Origin of the sequence: Pseudomonas iridis (assembly GCF_017980685.1) — a bacterium.
GTDB lineage: Bacteria > Pseudomonadota > Gammaproteobacteria > Pseudomonadales > Pseudomonadaceae > Aquipseudomonas > Aquipseudomonas iridis.
Genome location: NZ_JACXXO010000023.1, coordinates 25207 through 44846, shown reverse-complemented (window position 1 = coordinate 44846; position 19640 = coordinate 25207). Strand labels below are relative to the sequence as shown.

Genomic DNA, 19640 nt, shown 5'->3' with positions numbered 1-19640 from the left:
TCTAGTCGAACTGTTCGGCGATGCTTTGTGGCACCGGGATCTGGATTTCCAATAGTTGCTGGGCGAAGGCTTTACCTTGCGGGTCGATGCGCAGACTGGCCACACCGCCGCCGCCGAGGGCGTTTTCCAATAGGAAGTTCAGGCTGTGGGTGCCGGGCAGATACCAGCGTTCGACCCGGCCGTGAATCGGGTCCAGAACGTGGCGCATCCAGTCGACGATCACCGCCGGCGTTAACGCTTCGGCGATCCACGGCAGGTATTCGGGCTTGCGCGGCATGACGCCGATATTGCTGTGATTGCCCTTGTCACCGGAGCGCGCCACGGCCAGTTTCACCAACGGGACGCTGGCGTCGGCGCGACCTTGAGGTTTGGGTGGTTGCTCGGCGATTGGCAAGTCCTGGCTGTCGAGTGCGGTCAGCGCGGGTAGGGCACACGGGTGATTTTCACCGGTCATGTCGATGTGCAGGTTGCAGGCGCTTTTGTCGATCAGGAACGAGAACAGACGGATGACCGGATAGACCGTCGGCCGTCCGCCAACGATGCCGGTCAGCCCCGGGGCCATGCCGGTTGCAGCCTGGGCGATCTCCCGGGAGAACAGAATCAGCGCCTGCTTGTTCGGATGGCGCACGGCAAGTTTGATCACCACTTCGCGGGTGTCGTGGCGCTGCCCGTGAGGGCCGTAGGTGGCTTCGCTGCCGAGCAATTCTATGTGGGTTTCGCTGTAAGGTGCCCAGCCGCGCTGGCTGAACATTTCCGACGTCTTGTCGATGATCGCCTGGCTGACGCGACGGGCCTTGTCCACCGCATCGATGCCGGCGATCAGGCAACTGGCGGTACAGCGAAAGCCGTCCGGATACGTGGCACTGACCTTGTATTTGTCGCTGGGCGGCAGGCCTTTGGCACCATGCACCTGCACCGCGTTCTTGCCTCGCTGCTGAAGTTTGACCTGAGTGAAATCGCAGATTACATCGGGCAGCAAATAGGCCTGCGGATCGCCGATTTCGTAAAGCATCTGCTCGCCGACGGTCAGTGGCGTGATCAGCCCGCCGGAGCCCTCGGGCTTGCTGACGATGAACTGGCTGTCGGCGCTGACTTCAACGACTGGAAAGCCGATGTGCTCGTAGTCCGGCACCTCGCGCCAGTCGGTGAAGTTGCCGCCGGTGCACTGTGCGCCGCATTCGATGATGTGCCCGGCCAATGCGGCCTGGGCGAGTTTGTCGTAATCGTGCCACGACCAGCCGAACTCATGCACCAACGCGGCACTGACTACAGCGCTGTCGACCACGCGCCCGGTGATAACGATATCGGCGCCCAGGCGCAACGCTTCGACAATGCCGGGCGCGCCGAGGTAGGCGTTGGTCGAGACGCACATCGCAGGCAATGGCGCACCGGTGAACATTTCGCTAATGCCCTGAGAGGCGAGGTGCTTGAATTGCGGTTGCAGGTCATCGCCCAGCAGCACGGCGATTTTCAGCTTGATGCCGGCTGTATCGCAGGCGGCTTGCAGTGCGGCGGCGCAGGCCTGGGGATTGACGCCGCCGGCGTTACTGATCACGCGAATATTCTGCTCGGCCAGTTGCGGCAGCAGCGGGGTGAGGACTTCGATGAAGTCGCTGGCGAATCCGCCTTGCGGATCCTTCATGCGCGCGCCGGCCATGATCGACATCGTGATCTCGGCCAGGTAATCGAACACCAGATAATCCAGGCGTCCACCGTCCACCAGTTGGGCGGCGGCGGTAGAGGTGTCACCCCAGAAAGCACTGGCGCATCCGATGCGGACGGTGGTTGGCATTTTTATCTCCGACTCAGGGACCTGCGACAGAAGTGTCTGGAGGCTACCAAGCAAGCGCTTGGTTTGTAAACAGTTGAAATATCTTCTGCCCGAGCGCTTGCTTGGTTATCGTTGGCGGCTTAAATTGCGCGCAACCCTGCGGTTTCAGGGGGCAACAGACTGATCGACTGTAGGAGAGAACGGGTGGACGAGCAAAAAGCCCTGAGGGTCATGCGCGAATTGGTCGACCAAGGCCAGTTGACCGACCCGGACAGCGCCCGCGGCAAACTGCTGCAAGTGGCGGCTCACCTGTTCCGCAACAAAGGCTATGAGCGCACCACGGTGCGCGATCTGGCCGGTGCGGTGGGCATTCAGTCGGGGAGCATTTTCCATCACTTCAAAAGCAAGGACGAAATCCTGCGCGCGGTGATGGAGGAAACCATTCGCTACAACACCGCTTTGATGCGCGCGGCGCTCGCCGATGCGACCAATGTGCGCGAGCGCGTGTTGGCGCTGATTCGCTGTGAATTGCAGTCGATCATGGGCGGCAGCGGCGAAGCCATGGCGGTGCTGGTCTACGAATGGCGCTCGTTGTCTGAGGATGGCCAGGCCAAAGTCCTCGCCTTGCGCGATGTTTATGAAGACCTTTGGCTACAGGTGCTCGGGGAGGCCAAGGAAGCCGGGTTTATTCGCGGCGACGTATTTGTCACTCGGCGTTTCCTCACCGGCGCCCTGTCCTGGACCACCACCTGGTTCCGTGCCGGCGGCAGTCTGAGCCTTGATCAGTTGGCTGATGAGGCCCTGATTCTGGTGCTTGAAGAGCGTTGAAGCGCTTTCTATCGGGCCGGGAAACTGGCTAACTGGGCGAAACCGCCTAGCTTGAATGCATTGATCGGTATTTTTTCGGGGAGTGGGGTGTTTTGAAGTCTTCGCCAAGTCGGACCGCCGCGAGGTTATTGCTCGCAGCGCTGGCTGCATTATGGGTATTGCCCGCTCAGGCAGCGCAATTGGTTCGGGTCGGTGCCGCGCACTTTCCGCCTTATACCGTTCGCCCCGAAAACGGTGCCGACACCGGTCTGTTGCCGCAGATGGTCGAGGCATTGAACCGGCTGCAAGGCGACTACAAGTTCGTCCTCGTACCGACGTCGATTCCGCGCCGTTTCGGTGATTTCAAGCAAGGCCGGATCGACATGGCGATCTTCGAGAACCCTGAGTGGGGCTGGAAGGAAATCCCTCACAACGACGTCGATATGGGGCTTGAGGACGCCGAGATTTTTGTCGCCCAACGCGAAGACGGCCGACAACAGAACTATTTTGCCGACCTCAGCGGCAAGCGTCTGGCGCTGTTCAGTGGCTATCACTACGAGTTCGCCAACTTCAATGCCGACCCGAAATTCCTCGCGCAAAACTTCAAGGCCACGCTGACCTATTCCCACGACAGCAACCTGTTGATGGTGCTGCGCGGGCGCGCGGATATTGCGCTGGTGACCCGTTCTTATCTGAGTGATTACCTGCTGCGCAACGAAAAGGTGCGCGATGAATTGCTGGTGTCCCAGCGCATCGATCAGGTCTACCACCACTACGCCATCCTGCGTCCGACCGCGCCGATTACCAGCGAAGCGTTCAGCAAGTTGCTACAAGGCCTGCGCGACAACGGTGAGATGCTGAAGATCTTCGATCCATACCGGATTGCCGTGGTGCCAGTGCACGATCACTGACTCAGGGATTTCACCTCTAGCCTAAATTTTCTCTTTCCGCTCACGTCACATCGTTGAACTGTCGACGATTATCGTGAGCCCGACCCATGTCCAATCTGAATGACCTGACTGCCCTGGCCCTGCCTTCGGGCAGCCAGTTGGTAGCCGATGCAACCGAAAGCCGTTTGAGCCTGAGCCTGGACGGGCAACCGCTGATTCGCCTGCGCCTTGATCGCGAGGCCAAAGGGCCGATCCAGATCGATGAGCGTTTCGCCTTGCCGCCCGGGCAAGCCCTGTGGGCAGCCTGTTATTGGTTGTTTGCTCGAGACCCGGCGTGCCAGCAATTGACTTGGCAACTCGACCAGCCGCCAACCGAAGCCCTGCTCAGTGGCCTGTTGGTGAGCACTGAAGTGGCCGGCGAATACCGCTGCGAGCGCACGCTGTTCTGGCAATTGCCGCAACCGTGGCTCGGCACATCGCTGACTGGCTGTTATCCCCAACAAATGATGATCAGTGTTGGCAAGCGCCATCCTTTAAGACCGGTGAAGCCGCGCGGTGAAGTCTATCGACGTTTCGATGCGCGCCTCGGCTGCTGGATTTCCCTGCGCACGGTCGAGATCGAAGCAGACCTGCCGCGCTTCAATCGCTGGCAGAACAACCCGCGAGTCGCCAGTTTCTGGGACGAACAGGGCAGTCTCGAAAAGCATCGCGAATACCTCAGCAAACTCGACGCCGATCCGCACACGCTGACCCTGATCGGCTGTTTCGACGATCAGCCATTTGCCTATTTCGAAGCCTATTGGGCCAAGGAAGATCGCATCGCGCCGTTCTACGATGCCGACAATTACGACCGTGGCATTCACATGCTGGTGGGGGAGGAGGAGCACCGTGGCCCGCACAAAGTGGCGAGTTGGTTGTCGGCGCTGGTGCATTACCTGTTTCTCGACGAACCACGGACTCAACGGATTGTCGCCGAGCCGCGTGCCGACAACGCGAAGATGATCGGCTACATGCAAAACCAATGCTTTCACTGCGAAAAAGAATTCGACTTCCCGCACAAACGTGCAGCGCTGATGATGTTGGGGCGTGAGCGGTTTTTTGATCGGTGCACGTTGGCTTGATAATGCCGTAAAGCAAAAGATCGCAGCCTTGGGCAGCGCCTACACGGGTTTCGCGTTAACCCTGAAGGCGCTGCCGAAAGCTGCGATCTTTTTTGTGCGGACGACGCGGTCTTAACGACGACCCACAGCCACCGAATCACGGCGATTGCCTGACACCTTGCGGCAGTGCACCAGCGCATCACGGATCATGAAGTTGACCAGGGTCGGCGATACGCCGAGTTCCTTGGCGATGTCCTTCTGCGGCACACCGTGCAGGCGATACATCTCGAACGCATAGCGCGTGCGACTCGGCAACTCGGTCAGCGCATCGGCGATGTTTTCCAGGGTCGAGAAGTTGATGTGCGAGATTTCCGGCGAAGCACCTTGAATGACCACGTTCAACCCTTCCTCTTCAGGGCCGGAGTACTTCTGCTCCAGCGCCTGTTTGCGGTAGTGATCGATCGCAAGGTTGCGCACGATCTGGAACAGATAACTCAATTGCGCCTTGATCGACGAGGTGATCGGCGGTGCCGACTGCAGTCGGAAAAACGCATCTTGCACCACGTCTTCGGCGCGTGACCGGCAGCCGGTAATGCGTGCTGCAATCTTGACCAGAATCAGTCGATTGTCGACGAATGCCTGAAGTAGCGGTGAATCGCACCTGCTTGTGGATACTTGTTCCGTCATGGAAATCACCTTACTGCCAATAGGTTAGTGGGGCGCCTGGGGGCGGGCTGCCCTACACATCGAGCGACAAATTATGTTGAATGATAATGATTGTCAAATGAGAAAGAGAAACAATCCATTGAATTATTGTGATCTGAGAACTGCGACACGCCGCCGCACCCCAGCCCCATTAGCGATCCAGCCTGCCGACTAATTATTTCAAGACGTCATCCGTTCTCATTGGTGAATGGTTCCGGATAAAGACTCCCGGCCAGACAGCATTCCAATGCCTTGCGCGGTCGGCGTAGACCGCGCCCTGCATGCCCTGCGAGGGCGTGTCGCAGTAACCCGATTCCACTAGCAAGCCGAATTCAGGCAGGAAACCTCATGACCGACGCGTTCGAACTCCCCAGCACCCTGGTCCAAGCCCTCCAGCGCCGCGCGGCCCTGACGCCGGATCGGCTGGCCTTGCGTTTTCTTGCCGAAAACGAAGAGCAGGCTGTGGTACTCAGCTATCGCGAACTGGACCAACGCGCGCGCACCATTGCCGCTGCGTTGCAGGCCGAGACCGAGTTTGCTGATCGTGCGGTGCTGCTGTTTCCTAGCGGCCCGGATTACGTTGCGGCGTTCTTTGGTTGCCTGTATGCCGGGGTGATCGCGGTGCCGGCCTATCCACCAGAGTCGGCCCGCCGTCATCATCAAGAGCGTCTGCTGTCGATCATTGCCGACGCCGAACCGCGCCTGCTGCTGACCAGCGCCGACTTGCGCGATGCCTTGCAACAGATCGAAGGCGCACCGCCGCTGTTGTGCGTCGATACTCTCGACAGCGCTTTGGCCGAGCGCTGGGTTGAACCGACGCTGCCGGCCGATCACATCGCTTTCCTGCAATACACCTCCGGCTCGACCGCGCTGCCCAAAGGCGTGCAGGTCAGCCACGGCAATCTGGTCGCCAACGAGCTGCTGGTTCGCCACGGTTTCGGCATCGACGTGAACCGCGATGACGTCATCGTCAGCTGGCTGCCGCTGTACCACGACATGGGTTTGATCGGTGGTCTGTTGCAGCCGATTTTCAGTGGCGTGCCGTGCATCCTCATGTCGCCGGCGTACTTCCTCGCTCGGCCATTGCGCTGGCTCGAAGCGATCAGCCAATACGGCGGCACCATCAGCGGCGGACCGGATTTCGCCTATCGCTTGTGCAGCGAGCGGGTCAGTGAATCGGCGCTTGAACGTCTCGACCTCAGTCGCTGGCGCGTGGCCTATTCCGGCTCCGAGCCGATCCGTCTCGACACCAACGAACGCTTCGCCGAAAAATTCGCGGCGTGTGGTTTCAGTGCCGACAGTTTCATGGCTTCGTACGGTCTGGCCGAGGCCACGCTGTTCGTCGCCGGCACGCCGCGGGGCAAGGGTATTCCTGCGCTGCGCGTGGACGATCAGGCGTTGGCGCAAAACCGTGCAGAGCCGGGCGATGGCAGCGCGATCATGAGTTGCGGCATCAGCCAGCCAGAGCACGCGGTGCTGATCGTCGAGCCAACCCGTCTTGAAGAGCTCGCCGACAATGCCGTCGGCGAAGTCTGGGCGGCCGGCCCGAGCATCGCGCACGGTTACTGGCGCAACCCCGAGGCCAGCGCCAGGACTTTCGTCCAGCACGCCGGCCGCACCTGGCTGCGCACCGGTGACCTGGGTTTCATGCGTGACGGCGAACTGTTCATCACCGGTCGCCTGAAAGACATGTTGATCGTGCGTGGCCATAACCTCTATCCGCAGGACATCGAGAAGACGATCGAGAGCGAAGTGGAAGTGGTGCGCAAGGGCCGGGTCGCGGCGTTCGCGGTGACTCAGGACGGCGAAGAGGGCATCGGGATCGCGGCGGAGATCAGCCGCAGTGTGCAGAAAATTCTGCCGCCAGAAGCGCTGATCAAAGCTATCCGCCAAGCGGTGGCCGAGGCTTGTCAGCAAGCACCGAGCGTGGTGGTTCTGCTCAATCCGGGTGCATTGCCGAAAACCTCCAGCGGCAAATTGCAGCGTTCGGCCTGCCGCAGTCGTCTGGCCGATGGCAGCCTCGACAGCTATGCGGTGTTCCCGTCAGATGAGGCGCAAGGTGCCGAATCGACCCTGCGAGCTTCCGGGCTCGAAGCCCTGATCGGCAAGATCTGGGCTGCGCAACTGAACGTCAAACAGGTCCATGCCGACGATCACTTTTTCCTGCTCGGCGGCAACTCGATTGCTGCCACGCAAGTGATTGCCCGAGTGCGCGAAGAGCTCGGTCTGGCGCTGAGCCTGCGTGTGCTTTTCGAAGCGCCGACGTTGTCCGCGTTCGCCGCTGCCGTGGCCCGGCACCAACAGGATGGCGGCAGCGCTCAAGGCGAAATCACTTCCCTGTCGCGCACGGAGCCAATGCCACAATCGCTGGCGCAAAATCGCTTATGGATCACCTGGCAACTCGATCCGCAAAGCAGCGCTTACAACATTCCGGGGGCGCTGCGGCTGCGCGGCGAACTCGATGAAGACGCCCTGCGCGCAAGCTTCCAGCAACTGATCGAACGCCACGAATCCCTGCGCACGCGCTTCTTCGAACGCGACGGCGTGGCGCTGCAACAAGTCGATGCTGCGGCAGAATTCAACCTGCAACTGATCGACATCAGCGACTTGCCGCTCAATGAACGTGAAGCACGCGCTGAGCAAATCCGCGAGGACGAAGCGCGTACCCGGTTCGATCTGGAAAAAGGCCCGCTACTCTGGGTGACGCTGATTCGCCTTGATGATGAAGATCACCAGTTGCTGGTGACGATGCACCACATCATCGCTGACGGCTGGTCGCTGAATGTGTTGATCGATGAATTCTCGCGCCTGTATGCCGCCGCTTCCCAAGGCCAGCGCACCGAGCTCGCGCCATTGCCAACCCAGTACGCCGACTACGGCAGCTGGCAGCGCCAATGGCTGGCGCACGGCGAGGGCGAGCGGCAACTGGCCTACTGGAAAGCGCAGTTGGGCGATGAGCATCCGACGCTGGAACTGGCCACCGATCATCCGCGTTCGGCGCAGCGCATTCGCAGTGCCGCGCGCCACAGCGTACGTCTGAGCGTCAGCCTGAGCGAAGCCATCCGGCAGACTTCCCAAGCGCACGATGCCACACCGTTCATGCTCTTGCTCGCGGCGTTCCAGAGCTTGCTGCACCGTTACAGCGGTCAACGCGATATTCGTATTGGTGTGCCCAATGCCAACCGTCCGCGGCTGGAAACCCAAGGCCTGATTGGCTTCTTCATCAACACTCAGGTGCTGCGCGCCGACGTTGAATCACGCCGGTCGTTCACCGAGTTGCTGGCACAAACCCGCGAGGCTGCACTCGGCGCACAAGCCCATCAGGACCTGCCGTTTGAACAACTGCTCGAAGCCTTCCCGCAGGCCCGCGAACAAGGTTTGTTCCAGGTCATGTTCAACCATCAGCAACGTGACATCAGCGCACTCAAACGCCTGCCCGGTCTGCTCGCCGAAGAGTTGCCGTGGCACAGCCGCGAAGCCAAGTTCGATCTGCAATTGCACAGTGAAGAAGACCGCAACGGTCGCCTGACCTTGTCCTTCGACTATGCCGACGAGTTGTTCGACGCCGCGACCATCGAGCGTCTGGCTGAGCATTTCAGCAATCTTCTGCGTGATGCCTGCGAGTGTCCGCACCATGCCATCGGTGATCTGCAACTGTTGACTGCCGGCGAAAGCGAACAGCAAAAAGACTGGAGCAGCGCCCCGTGCGCCAAGGCTGAGCAATGGCTGCCGGAGTTGCTCAACGAACAACTGCGCCTGACCCCGCAACGCACCGCGCTGGTGTGGGAGGGCGGCAGTCTCGATTTCGCCGAGCTACATGCTCAATCCAATCGACTGGCGCACTACCTGCGCGACAAAGGTGTCGGCCCGGATGTCTGCGTGGCCATCGCGGCCGAGCGTTCGCCGCAGCTGCTGATCGGCCTGTTGGCGATCATCAAGGCGGGCGGCGCTTATGTCCCGCTCGATCCGGATTACCCGGCCGAGCGTCTGGCCTACATGCTCAGTGACAGCGGCGTCGATTTGCTGCTGACGCAGACCGAATTGCTCGATCGCTTGCCGGCCCGCGAAGGCGTCAGCGTCATCGCCATGGATGCCCTGCATCTGGAAAACTGGCCAAGCCAGGCCCCGGGTCTGCACCTGCACGGCGACAACCTCGCCTACGTGATTTATACCTCCGGCTCCACCGGTCAACCGAAAGGCGTCGGCAACACCCACGCGGCACTGGCTGAACGTCTGCAATGGATGCAGAACACTTATCGCCTCAACGAAACCGACGTGCTGATGCAAAAAGCGCCGATCAGTTTTGACGTGTCGGTGTGGGAATGCTTCTGGCCGTTGATCACGGGTGCGCGTTTGCTGATTGCTGCACCGGGTGAGCACCGTGATCCGCATCGCATCGCCCGGCTTGTGCAGCAATATGGCGTGACCACGTTGCACTTCGTGCCGCCGCTGCTTTCGCTGTTCATCGACGAGCCGCTCAGCGCCGAATGCACCAGCCTGCGCCGGGTGTTCTGCGGAGGCGAAGCGTTGCCAGCCGAGTTGCGCAACCGCGTGCTGGCGCAACTGCCGGCAGTGCAATTGCACAACCGTTATGGCCCGACAGAAACCGCGATCAATGTCACCCACTGGCATTGCACCGCCGCTGATGGCGAGCGCTCGCCCATTGGCCGACCGCTGGGCAACGTGATTTGTCGCGTGCTCGACGCCGACCTCAATCCTGTACCTGCGGGCGTTCCCGGTGAGCTGTGCATCAGCGGTATCGGTCTGGCGCGTGGTTATCTCGGTCGCCCGGCGCTGACCGCCGAACGTTTTGTGGTCGATCCATTGGGCGAGCAGGGTGCTCGCTTGTACCGCACCGGTGACCGTGCACGCTGGACTGACGATGGCGTGATCGAATACCTCGGCCGTCTCGATCAGCAGGTCAAACTGCGTGGCTTTCGTGTCGAACCGGAAGAAATCCAGGCACGTCTTCTCGCACAGGAAGGTGTCGCCCAAGCCGTGGTGCTGGTGCGTGAAACCGCTGCCGGCGCGCAACTGATCGGCTACTTCACGGCGACCGATGCCAGCGCAGACGAGGACGCGCAAATCGCCCGACTGAAAACCGCACTGGCCACCGAACTCCCTGAGTACATGGTCCCGGCGCAACTGATGCGCCTCGACGCAATGCCGCTGAGTCCGAGCGGCAAACTCGACCGCCGCGCCTTGCCCGAGCCGCAATGGCAAGTGCGTGAGCATGTCGAACCGGTCACTGAACTGGAGCAACAGATCGCCGCGATCTGGCGCGAAGTGCTGGGCCTGGCGCAAATCGGCCTGCGCGACGATTTCTTTGCCCTCGGCGGTCATTCGCTGCTGGCTACGCAAATCATCTCCCGCTCCCGCCAGAGCTGCGACGTCGAATTGCCGTTGCGCGCCTTGTTCGAGCACAGCGAACTCGGTGATTTCGCCGAACAGATTCGCCAGATCCAGGTCAGCGGTCGCACCAATCAACAGCCGCCGATTGAAAAAGTCGACCGCAGCCAGCCAGTGCCGTTGTCCTACTCCCAGCAGCGTATGTGGTTCCTCTGGCAGATGGAGCCGGACAGCCCGGCGTACAACGTCGGCGGCATGGCGCGCCTGCGTGGCGTGTTGCATGTCGAACATTTCGAGGCGGCGTTGCAAGCGCTGATCCTGCGTCACGAAACCCTGCGCACGACGTTTCCGAGTGTCGACGGCGTGGCCCGTCAGCAGGTGCATGCCGAGACTGGCGTGCGCATGGGCTGGAAAGATCTCTCGACACTCGCGGCTGACCTGCGTGAGCAGAACGTTCAGCAACTGGCCGACGCAGAAGCGCATCTGCCGTTTGATCTGGAAACCGGTCCGCTGCTGCGCGCCTGTCTGGTCAAGACAGCCGAGCATGAGCATTACTTCGTCCTGACCCTGCACCACATCGTCACCGAAGGCTGGGCAATGGATATTTTTGCCCGTGAACTCAGCGCGTTGTACGAAGCCTTCGTCGATGATCGCGATTCGCCGCTGGAGCCGTTGCCGGTGCAGTACCTCGACTACAGCGTCTGGCAGCGCCACTGGCTAGAGTCCGGCGAGCGGCAGCGTCAACTCGACTACTGGACCGCGCAACTGGGCCGCGAACATCCGCTGCTGGAACTGCCGGGCGACCGTCCGCGTCCACCGGTGCAGAGCCATCAGGGTGAACTGTTCCGTTTCGACCTCAGTGATGACCTCGCTGCGCGGGTCCGGGCGTTCAATGCGCAAAACGGTCTGACCCTGTTCATGACCATGACCGCCGCACTCGCCACGCTGCTTTACCGCTATAGCGGCCAGACCGATCTGCGCATTGGCGCGCCGGTGGCCAACCGTATCCGCCCGGAAAGCGAAGGGCTGATCGGCGCGTTCCTCAACACTCAGGTGCTGCGTTGCCAGCTCGACGGGCAGATGTCGGTCGACGAATTGTTTGAGCAGGTGCGCCACACCGTGATCGATGGGCAGTCCCATCAGGATCTGCCGTTCGATCATCTGGTTGAAGCCTTGCAGCCACCGCGCAGCGCCGCTTACAACCCGCTGTTCCAGGTGATGTGCAACGTGCAGCGCTGGGAATTCCAGCAGAGCCGTATGCTCGCCGGTATGACCGTCGAGTACCTGGCCAACGATGCGCGGGCGACCAAGTTCGATCTCAACCTGGAGGTCACCGACCTCGACCATCGCCTGGGCTGCTGCCTGACGTACAGCACCGATCTGTTCGACGAGCCGACCATCGCGCGCATGGCCGGACATTGGCGCAACCTCCTGGAAGCGCTGATCGCCGACCCACAACAACGCCTCAGCGAATTGCCGCTGCTGGACGCGCCGGAGCAACAGCGACTGCTCGACCGCCTCGGCGTCGAGCCGGGCGAGCATCGTCTCGATCAGTGCATTCATCACCTGTTTGCCGAGCAAGCGCTGCTGCGCAAAAATGCGCCAGCCCTGACCTTTGCCGGCCAGACCTTGAGCTACGCCGAACTCGACGCCCGCGCCAATCGTCTGGCCTGGGCCCTGCGTGAGCGCGGTGTTGGCCCGCAAGTGCGCGTTGGTCTGGCGCTCGAGCGTTCGCTGGAGATGGTCATCGGCCTGCTGGCGATCCTCAAGGCCGGCGGCGCCTATGTGCCGCTCGACCCGGAATATCCGCTCGACCGTTTGCATTACATGATTGAAGACAGCCGCATCGGGCTGCTGCTCAGTGATCGCGCGATGTTCAACGCCCTCGGCGAGCTACCGTCGAGCGTGGCGAGTTGGTGCCTGGAAGAGGACAGCGCCGCACTGGCCGAGTATCCGTCCACCGAACTGCCATTTATCAGCCTGCCGCAGCATCAGGCCTACCTGATTTACACCTCGGGCTCGACCGGTAAACCGAAAGGCGTGGTGGTGTCCCACGGCGAAATCGCCATGCATTGCCAAGCCGTCATCGAGCGTTTCGGCATGCGCCCTGACGACTGCGAGTTGCACTTCTATTCGATCAACTTCGACGCTGCGACCGAGCGCTTGCTGGTGCCGCTGCTCAGCGGCGCGCAGGTTGTATTGCGCGCACAAGGTCAGTGGGATGCCGAGGAAATCTGCGGGCTGATCCGCACCCATCGCATCAACGTCCTGGGTTTCACCCCGAGCTACGGCAGCCAGTTGGCGCAGTTCCTGGCCACGCAAAACGACATTCTGCCGGTGCGGATGATCATCACCGGTGGCGAAGCGCTGACCGGCGAACACCTGCAACGCATTCGCGCGGCGTTCAAGCCGAACCTGTTTTTCAACGCCTATGGCCCGACCGAAACCGTGGTCATGCCGCTGGCCAGTCTGGCCCCGGACGTGCTCGAAGAGGGCGCCGGCAGTGTACCGATCGGCAGCGTGATCGGCGCTCGCGTGGCGTACATTCTCGATGCCGATCTGGCGCTGGTGCCGCAAGGCGCGACCGGTGAATTGTTTGTCGGCGGCGCGGGTCTGGCGCAGGCTTATCACGACCGTCCGGGTATCACGGCCGAACGGTTTGTCGTTGACCCGTTTGCCGCTGATGGCGGACGCATGTATCGCACTGGCGACCTGGTGCGCCAGCGTGCCGACGGTCTGGTCGAGTACCTGGGACGGATCGACCATCAGGTGAAAATCCGTGGTTTCCGTATCGAACTTGGTGAAATCGAAACGCGTCTTCTTGATCACGATGCGATCCGCGAAGCGGTGGTGCTGGCGCTGGATGCGCCGAGTGGCAAGCAACTGGTTGGCTACCTTGTCACCGAGATTGCCGAGCACAGCGAGGCTGAACAAGCTCAACTGCGCGAAGCTCTGAAGGCCCACCTCAAGGCGCAACTGCCGGACTACATGGTGCCGACCCACCTGATTTTGCTGGCGAACATGCCGCTGACCGCCAACGGCAAACTGGATCGCCGCGCACTGCCGGCGCCGGACCCCGAACTGAATCGTCAGGACTACGTGGCGCCGAGCAACGAGCTCGAACAAACCCTGGCGCAGATCTGGTGCGAAGTGCTCAACGTCGAACAGGTTGGCCTCAACGACAACTTCTTCGAGCTGGGTGGCGATTCGATTCTGTCGATCCAGGTGGTCAGCCGCGCGCGTCAGCAGGGCATTCATTTCAGTCCGCGTGACCTGTTCCAGCATCAGACCGTGCAGACGCTCGCCGCTGTGGCCAGCCGCACCGAGTTGGTGACGGCCGAGCAAGGTCTGGTGGCTGGTGAGTCGCGACTGACGCCGATTCAACACTGGTTCTTCGACACCGATATTCCTGAGCGTCAGCACTGGAACCAGGCGTTGTTGCTGGAACCGACTACCGCGCTGGAGCCGCAGCTTCTTGAGCGAGCGCTACTGGCGGTGATCGAGCAGCACGACGCCCTGCGTCTGCGCTTCACCGAGGTAGGCGGTCAGTGGCAAGCGGCACATCAACCGGTCTCGGATGCCGTTGTTTTGTCGTCAGTGCACGTCGCGTCGATGGACACGTGCGAGGCGCTGTTCGCCGATGCTCAACGCAGCCTTGATCTGGAACACGGTCCGCTGCTGCGTGCCCTGTTGGTCGATGGCCCGCACGGTCAGCAACGCCTGTTCATTGCGATTCATCACTTGGTGGTCGACGGCGTGTCGTGGCGCGTTTTGCTCGACGATCTGCAAACCGCATATCGCCAGCTCGACGCCGGGCAGTCGCTGAAACTGCCGGCGAAAACCAGTGCCTTCAAGGACTGGACGGCACGGCTGCAGGCTTACGCCGGTAGCGAATCACTGCGCGAAGAACTGAACTGGTGGCAGACCCAACTGGCCGGCCCGAGCGCCGATCTGCCGTGTGAAAATCCGCAGGGTGGCCAGCAGAATCGCCATGCGCAAACCGTCAGCGTGCGTCTCGATGCCCAGCGCACCCAACAATTGCTGCAACAGGCGCCAAGTGCTTATCGCACGCAGGTCAACGACCTGCTGCTGACTGCGTTGGCCCGTGTGCTGTGCCGCTGGAGCGGCCAACCGTCGGCGCTGATTCAACTCGAAGGCCACGGCCGCGAAACCCTGTTCGACGAGATCGACCTGACCCGTACCGTCGGCTGGTTCACCAGCGCCTATCCATTACGCCTGACCCCGCACAACATCGAACAGGCCGCAGGGCAGGGCGCTTCGATCAAGGCGATCAAGGAGCAGTTGCGCGCCGTGCCGCACAAAGGCCTGGGTTATGGCGTGCTGCGTTATCTGGCTGATGACCTCAGCCAACGCAGCATGGCCGCGCTGCCGAATGCGCCGATCACCTTCAACTATCTCGGCCAGTTCGACCAGAGTTTCGGCAGCGAAGCGCTGTTCCGTCCGTTGGACGAGCCAGTCGGCGCGGCCCACGATCCGCAGGCGCCGTTGCCGAACGAGTTGAGCGTCGACAGTCAGGTCTACGGCGGGGAGTTGCTGCTGCGCTGGACCTTCAGCGCCGAGCGTTATGAAGCGCAGACCATCAATGATCTGGCCGACGCCTACCTGGGCGAATTGCAAAGCCTGATCGAGCATTGCCTGCAAGACGAGGCCGGTGGTCTTACGCCGTCGGACTTCCCGCTGGCGAAGCTGACCCAGGCGCAACTCGATGCGTTGCCAGTGCCGGCCGCGCACATCGAGGACGTCTATCCGCTGACGCCGATGCAGGAAGGCATGTTGCTGCACACGCTGCTCGAACCTGGCACCGGTCTGTATTACATGCAGGATCGCTATCGCATCAACAGCGAACTCGACCCCGAGCGTTTCGCCCAAGCGTGGCAAGCCGTGGTCGGTCGTCACGAAGCGTTGCGTGCCTCGTTCTGCTGGAACGTTGGCGAAGATATGCTGCAAGTGATTCACACGCCGGGTCGCACGCCAATCGAGTATCTGGATTGGAGCGCCATCAGCGACGCCGAGCAGGAATCCAAGCTGCAAGCCCTGCTGAAAAGCGAGCGCGAGGCCGGATTCGATCTGCTCAGCCAGGCACCATTCCACTTGCGTCTGATCAAGGTCGGCGCGGCGCGCTACTGGTTCATGATGAGCAACCATCACATCCTCATCGATGCCTGGTGCCGTTCGCTGCTGATGAACGATTTCTTCGAGATCTACACCGCGCTTGGCGAAGGTCGCGAAGCTCAACTGAGCGTGCCGCCGCGTTATCGCGATTACATCGGCTGGCTGCAACGTCAGAGCCTGGCGGAGGCGCGCCAGTGGTGGCAGCAAAACCTGCAAGGGTTTGAACGCACCACGCCGATCCCGAGCGACCGCCCGTTCCTGCGTGAACATGCCGGCGAAAGCGGCGGCATGGTCGTCGGTGACCGCTACACCCGTCTCGATGTTACGGATGGCGTTCGACTGCGTGAACTGGCTCAGGCTCATCAATTGACGATCAACACCTTCGCTCAAGCGGCGTGGGCGTTGGTGCTGCGGCGCATGAGCGGTGATCGCGACGTGCTGTTCGGTGTGACCGTTGCCGGGCGTCCGGTGGACATGCCGGAAATGCAACGCACCGTCGGCCTGTTCATCAACAGTATCGCGCTGCGAGTGCAGATGCCGGCGGACGATCAGCGCACCAGCGTGCGTCAGTGGCTGAGCGGTCTGCTCGACAGCAACATGCAACTGCGCGAGTACGAATACCTGCCGCTGGTGAGCATTCAGGAGCAGAGCGAACTGCCGAAAGGCCAGCCGCTGTTCGATAGCCTGTTTGTGTTCGAAAACGCGCCGGTAGAAGTCTCGGTACTGGACCGCGCGCAGAGCCTCAACGCGACCTCGGATTCGGGCCGGACCCACACCAACTTCCCGCTGACGGCGGTGTGCTACCCGGGTGATGACCTCGGTCTGCACCTGTCGTATGACCAGCGTTACTTCGACGAGTCGACGGTCGAGCGTATGCTCGGCGAGTTCAAGCGTCTGCTGCTGGCACTGGTTGACGGTTTCCATGGCGACATGGCCGATCTGCCGTTGCTGGGCAGTGACGAGCGGGACTTCCTGCTCCACGGTTGCAACCAGAGCGCCCACGACTATCCGTTGGAGCAGAGCTACGTTTCGCTGTTCGAAGCGCAGGTCGCGGCGCATCCGGAGCGTATTGCCGCCAGTTGCCTGAATGTTCAATTGAGCTATCAGGCGCTGAACCACAATGCCAACCGTCTCGGCCATGCCCTGGTCGCAGCCGGGGTGCAATTGGATCAACCGGTGGCGTTGCTGGCCGAGCGTAACCTCGATCTGCTCGGCATGATCATCGGCAGCTTCAAGGCTGGAGCGGGTTACCTGCCGCTGGATCCGGGTCTGCCGAGTCAGCGCCTGCAACGGATCATTGAGCTGAGCCGCACGCCCGTGCTGGTGTGCAGCGAGGCGTGCCGTGAACAGGCGCAGACTTTGCTCGATGAATTCAGCTGTGCTCACCGCCCACGCCTGCTGGTGTGGGAAGAGGTGCAAGCGCTGGCGACATCGACGCAGAACCCTGGCATTCACAGTGGTCCGGACAACCTTGCTTATGTGATCTACACCTCGGGCTCCACCGGCCAGCCGAAAGGCGTGATGGTCGAGCAGCGCGGCATGCTCAACAACCAGTTGAGCAAGGTGCCGTACCTGAATCTGACGGAGGCTGATGTCATCGCGCAAACCGCTTCGCAGAGCTTCGATATTTCGGTCTGGCAATTCCTTGCCGCGCCGCTGTTCGGCGCGCGGGTCGACATCGTGCCGAATACCATCGCTCACGATCCACAAGGTTTGCTGGTGCATGTGCAGGCCCAGGGCATTACCGTGCTGGAGAGTGTGCCGTCGCTGATTCAGGGCATGCTCGCCTCGGATCGTCTGAGCCTCGACGGTCTGCGCTGGATGCTGCCGACCGGTGAAGCAATGCCGCCGGAGCTGGCACACCAGTGGCTGCTGCGTTACCCGGACATCGGTCTGGTCAATGCTTACGGCCCGGCGGAGTGCTCGGACGACGTGGCGTTCTATCGCGTCGATATGGCGTCGACTCGCGGCAGTTATTTGCCGATCGGTACGCCGACCGACAACAACGTTTTGTACCTGCTGGATGGCGCGCTGGAGTTGGTGCCGGTGGGCGCAGTGGGCGAATTGTGCGTGGCAGGCACGGGTGTGGGTCGCGGCTATGTCAGCGATCCGCTGCGCACCGCGCCGGTGTTTGTGCCGAACCCGTTCGGCGCGCCGGGCGAACGCTTGTATCGCACCGGTGACCTGGCGCGACGCCGTAGCGATGGCGTGCTGGAATACGTAGGCCGGGTCGACCATCAGGTGAAGATTCGCGGTTACCGGATCGAATTGGGTGAAATCGAAGCGCGTCTGCACGAACAACCGGAAGTCCGCGATGCGGCGGTCGGTGTGCAGGAAGGCATCAATGGCAAGCATCTGGTCGGCTATCTCGTGGCAGCGGATTCTGCGCTAAACCCGAGCGAACGCTTGGAGCGCATCAAGCAACGCCTGCGCAGTGAACTGCCGGAATACATGGTGCCGCTGCACTGGCTGTGGCTCGCGCAACTGCCGCTCAACGCCAACGGCAAGCTTGATCGCAAGGCCTTGCCGGCACTGGAAATCGGTCAGTTGCAAAGCCAGGATTACCTGGCGCCGCGCAACGAGCTGGAGCAAACCCTGGCTGATATCTGGGCCGAGGTGCTGAAGGTCGAGCAGGTTGGCGTGCGCGACAACTTCTTCGAACTCGGCGGTCACTCGTTGCTCGCCACGCAGATCGCCTCGCGCGTACAGAAAGCCCTGCAACGCGACGTGCCGCTGCGGGCGATGTTCGAATGCAGCACGGTAGAGGAACTGGCCGAGTACATCGACGGGCTGGCGGCCAGTGAAATCACAGAGGAGAAGGTGGATCGGTTGAATGATCTGATGGCGGAGCTGGAGGGTCTTTAACAGCAAAAGATCGCAGCCTGCGGCAGCTCCTACAGGGAAACGTATATTTCTCTGTAGGAGCTGCCGCAGGCTGCGATCTTTTTGCTTTCAGACATTTGACTGTCGAGCAGTGCCAGCTCAGTCTGCCGGTTCTCTTTTTGCAAACGAGGGGTTAGTCGATGCCTTTTTTCACGGTTGACGGACAGGCACTTCACTACATTGATCAAGGCACAGGCCCGGCTGTATTGCTGGCTGGCAGCTATCTGTGGGATCAGGCCATGTGGGCGCCGCAGATCGCCGCGCTGGCGCCGCACTATCGGGTGATTGCGCTGGACCTCTGGGGCCACGGCGAGTCTGGGCGATTGCCGGAAAACACCACTTCGCTGGATGACATCGCGCGTCAGGCGCAGGCGTTGCTCGATCATCTAGATATCGACCAGATCACCTTGGTCGGCCTGTCGGTTGGCGGCATGTGGGGGGTACGCCTGGCACTGTCGGCACCGCATCGGCTTAACGGTCTGGTGCTGATGGACACTTACGTCGGCGTCGAACCTGAGCCAACCCGTCAGTACTACTTCTCGCTGTTCAAGCAGATTGAGGAAAGCGGCGAAATTTCCGACGCGTTGCTCGACATCGTAGTACCGATTTTCTTCCGCCCGGGCATCGATCCACAATCGGCGCTGTATCAGGACTTGCGCGCCAAACTCGCGGGGTATTCATCCGAACGTCTGCGCGAAAGCATCGTGCCCATGGGCCGCATCACCTTCGGTCGCGATGATTTGTTGCCACGTCTGGGCGAGCTGAACGCCGCGACCACCCTGGTGCTGTGCGGTGATCAGGACAAGCCACGGCCGCCGACGGAAGCACAGGAAATGGCCGAGCTGATCGGTTGCCCGTGGGTGTTGGTGCCGGAGGCGGGGCATATCTCCAATCTGGAGAATCCGCAGTTTGTGAATGACGCGTTGCTGAAGTTTTTGGCTGAGCGCGACTTGCGGCGCTGATGAGAAAAAGATCGCAGCGTGCCGCAGCTCCTATAAGGAT

7 protein-coding genes are annotated in these 19640 nt (G+C 61.3%); 5 read left to right on the top strand and 2 right to left on the bottom strand.

The genetic code is table 11. The features are described 5' to 3' along the window. Position 1 precedes the first annotated feature (1 nt). Positions 2 to 1792 (bottom strand): acyclic terpene utilization AtuA family protein, encoded by a 1791-nt coding sequence (locus IEQ42_RS25225; RefSeq protein WP_210705913.1) that lies wholly within the window; start codon positions 1790 to 1792, stop codon positions 2 to 4. A gap of 183 nt (positions 1793 to 1975) precedes the next feature. Between IEQ42_RS25225 and IEQ42_RS25220 the strand changes: the two genes are divergently transcribed. From IEQ42_RS25220 to IEQ42_RS25210, 3 genes are all read left to right on the top strand, one after another. After that, on the top strand, positions 1976 to 2599 hold the full coding sequence (locus IEQ42_RS25220; protein WP_042560220.1) for a TetR/AcrR family transcriptional regulator: 624 nt from the start codon (positions 1976 to 1978) through the stop codon (positions 2597 to 2599). Between the two features lie 92 nt (positions 2600 to 2691). Then, the gene (locus IEQ42_RS25215; protein ID WP_210705912.1) at positions 2692 to 3489 is read left to right on the top strand and encodes a substrate-binding periplasmic protein; all 798 of its coding nucleotides are present in this window, start codon (positions 2692 to 2694) and stop codon (positions 3487 to 3489) included. A gap of 86 nt (positions 3490 to 3575) precedes the next feature. Then, positions 3576 to 4589 carry a GNAT family N-acetyltransferase gene (locus tag IEQ42_RS25210; RefSeq protein WP_210705911.1) on the top strand — a complete coding sequence of 338 codons (1014 nt, stop codon included), beginning with the start codon at positions 3576 to 3578 and terminating at the stop codon, positions 4587 to 4589. 111 nt (positions 4590 to 4700) lie between these two features. Here the strand turns inward: IEQ42_RS25210 and IEQ42_RS25205 are convergent, their stop codons facing one another. Then, the gene (locus IEQ42_RS25205) at positions 4701 to 5255 is read right to left on the bottom strand and encodes an RNA polymerase factor sigma-70 (RefSeq protein ID WP_042560216.1); all 555 of its coding nucleotides are present in this window, start codon (positions 5253 to 5255) and stop codon (positions 4701 to 4703) included. A 366-nt stretch (positions 5256 to 5621) separates the two neighbouring features. Here IEQ42_RS25205 and IEQ42_RS25200 point away from each other — a divergent pair, with 366 nt between their 5' ends. Then, positions 5622 to 18620, top strand: coding sequence for a non-ribosomal peptide synthetase (locus tag IEQ42_RS25200; RefSeq protein ID WP_210705910.1), 12999 nt, complete (start codon positions 5622 to 5624; stop codon positions 18618 to 18620). Between the two features lie 158 nt (positions 18621 to 18778). Continuing rightward, complete coding sequence (locus IEQ42_RS25195) at positions 18779 to 19600, top strand: alpha/beta fold hydrolase (protein ID WP_210705909.1); 822 nt, start codon at positions 18779 to 18781, stop codon at positions 19598 to 19600. Positions 19601 to 19640: the final 40 nt, after the last annotated feature.

What these genes read in the sequence shown, in the direction of transcription:
- IEQ42_RS25225 (WP_210705913.1), bottom strand. Translation starts at nt 1,792, where the DNA reads ATGCCAACCACCGTCCGCATCGGATGCGCCAGTGCTTTCTGGGGTGAC.
- IEQ42_RS25210 (WP_210705911.1), top strand. Translation starts at nt 3,576, where the DNA reads ATGTCCAATCTGAATGACCTGACTGCCCTGGCCCTGCCTTCGGGCAGC.
- IEQ42_RS25205 (WP_042560216.1), bottom strand. Translation starts at nt 5,255, where the DNA reads ATGACGGAACAAGTATCCACAAGCAGGTGCGATTCACCGCTACTTCAG.
- IEQ42_RS25200 (WP_210705910.1), top strand. Translation starts at nt 5,622, where the DNA reads ATGACCGACGCGTTCGAACTCCCCAGCACCCTGGTCCAAGCCCTCCAG.
- IEQ42_RS25195 (WP_210705909.1), top strand. Translation starts at nt 18,779, where the DNA reads ATGCCTTTTTTCACGGTTGACGGACAGGCACTTCACTACATTGATCAA.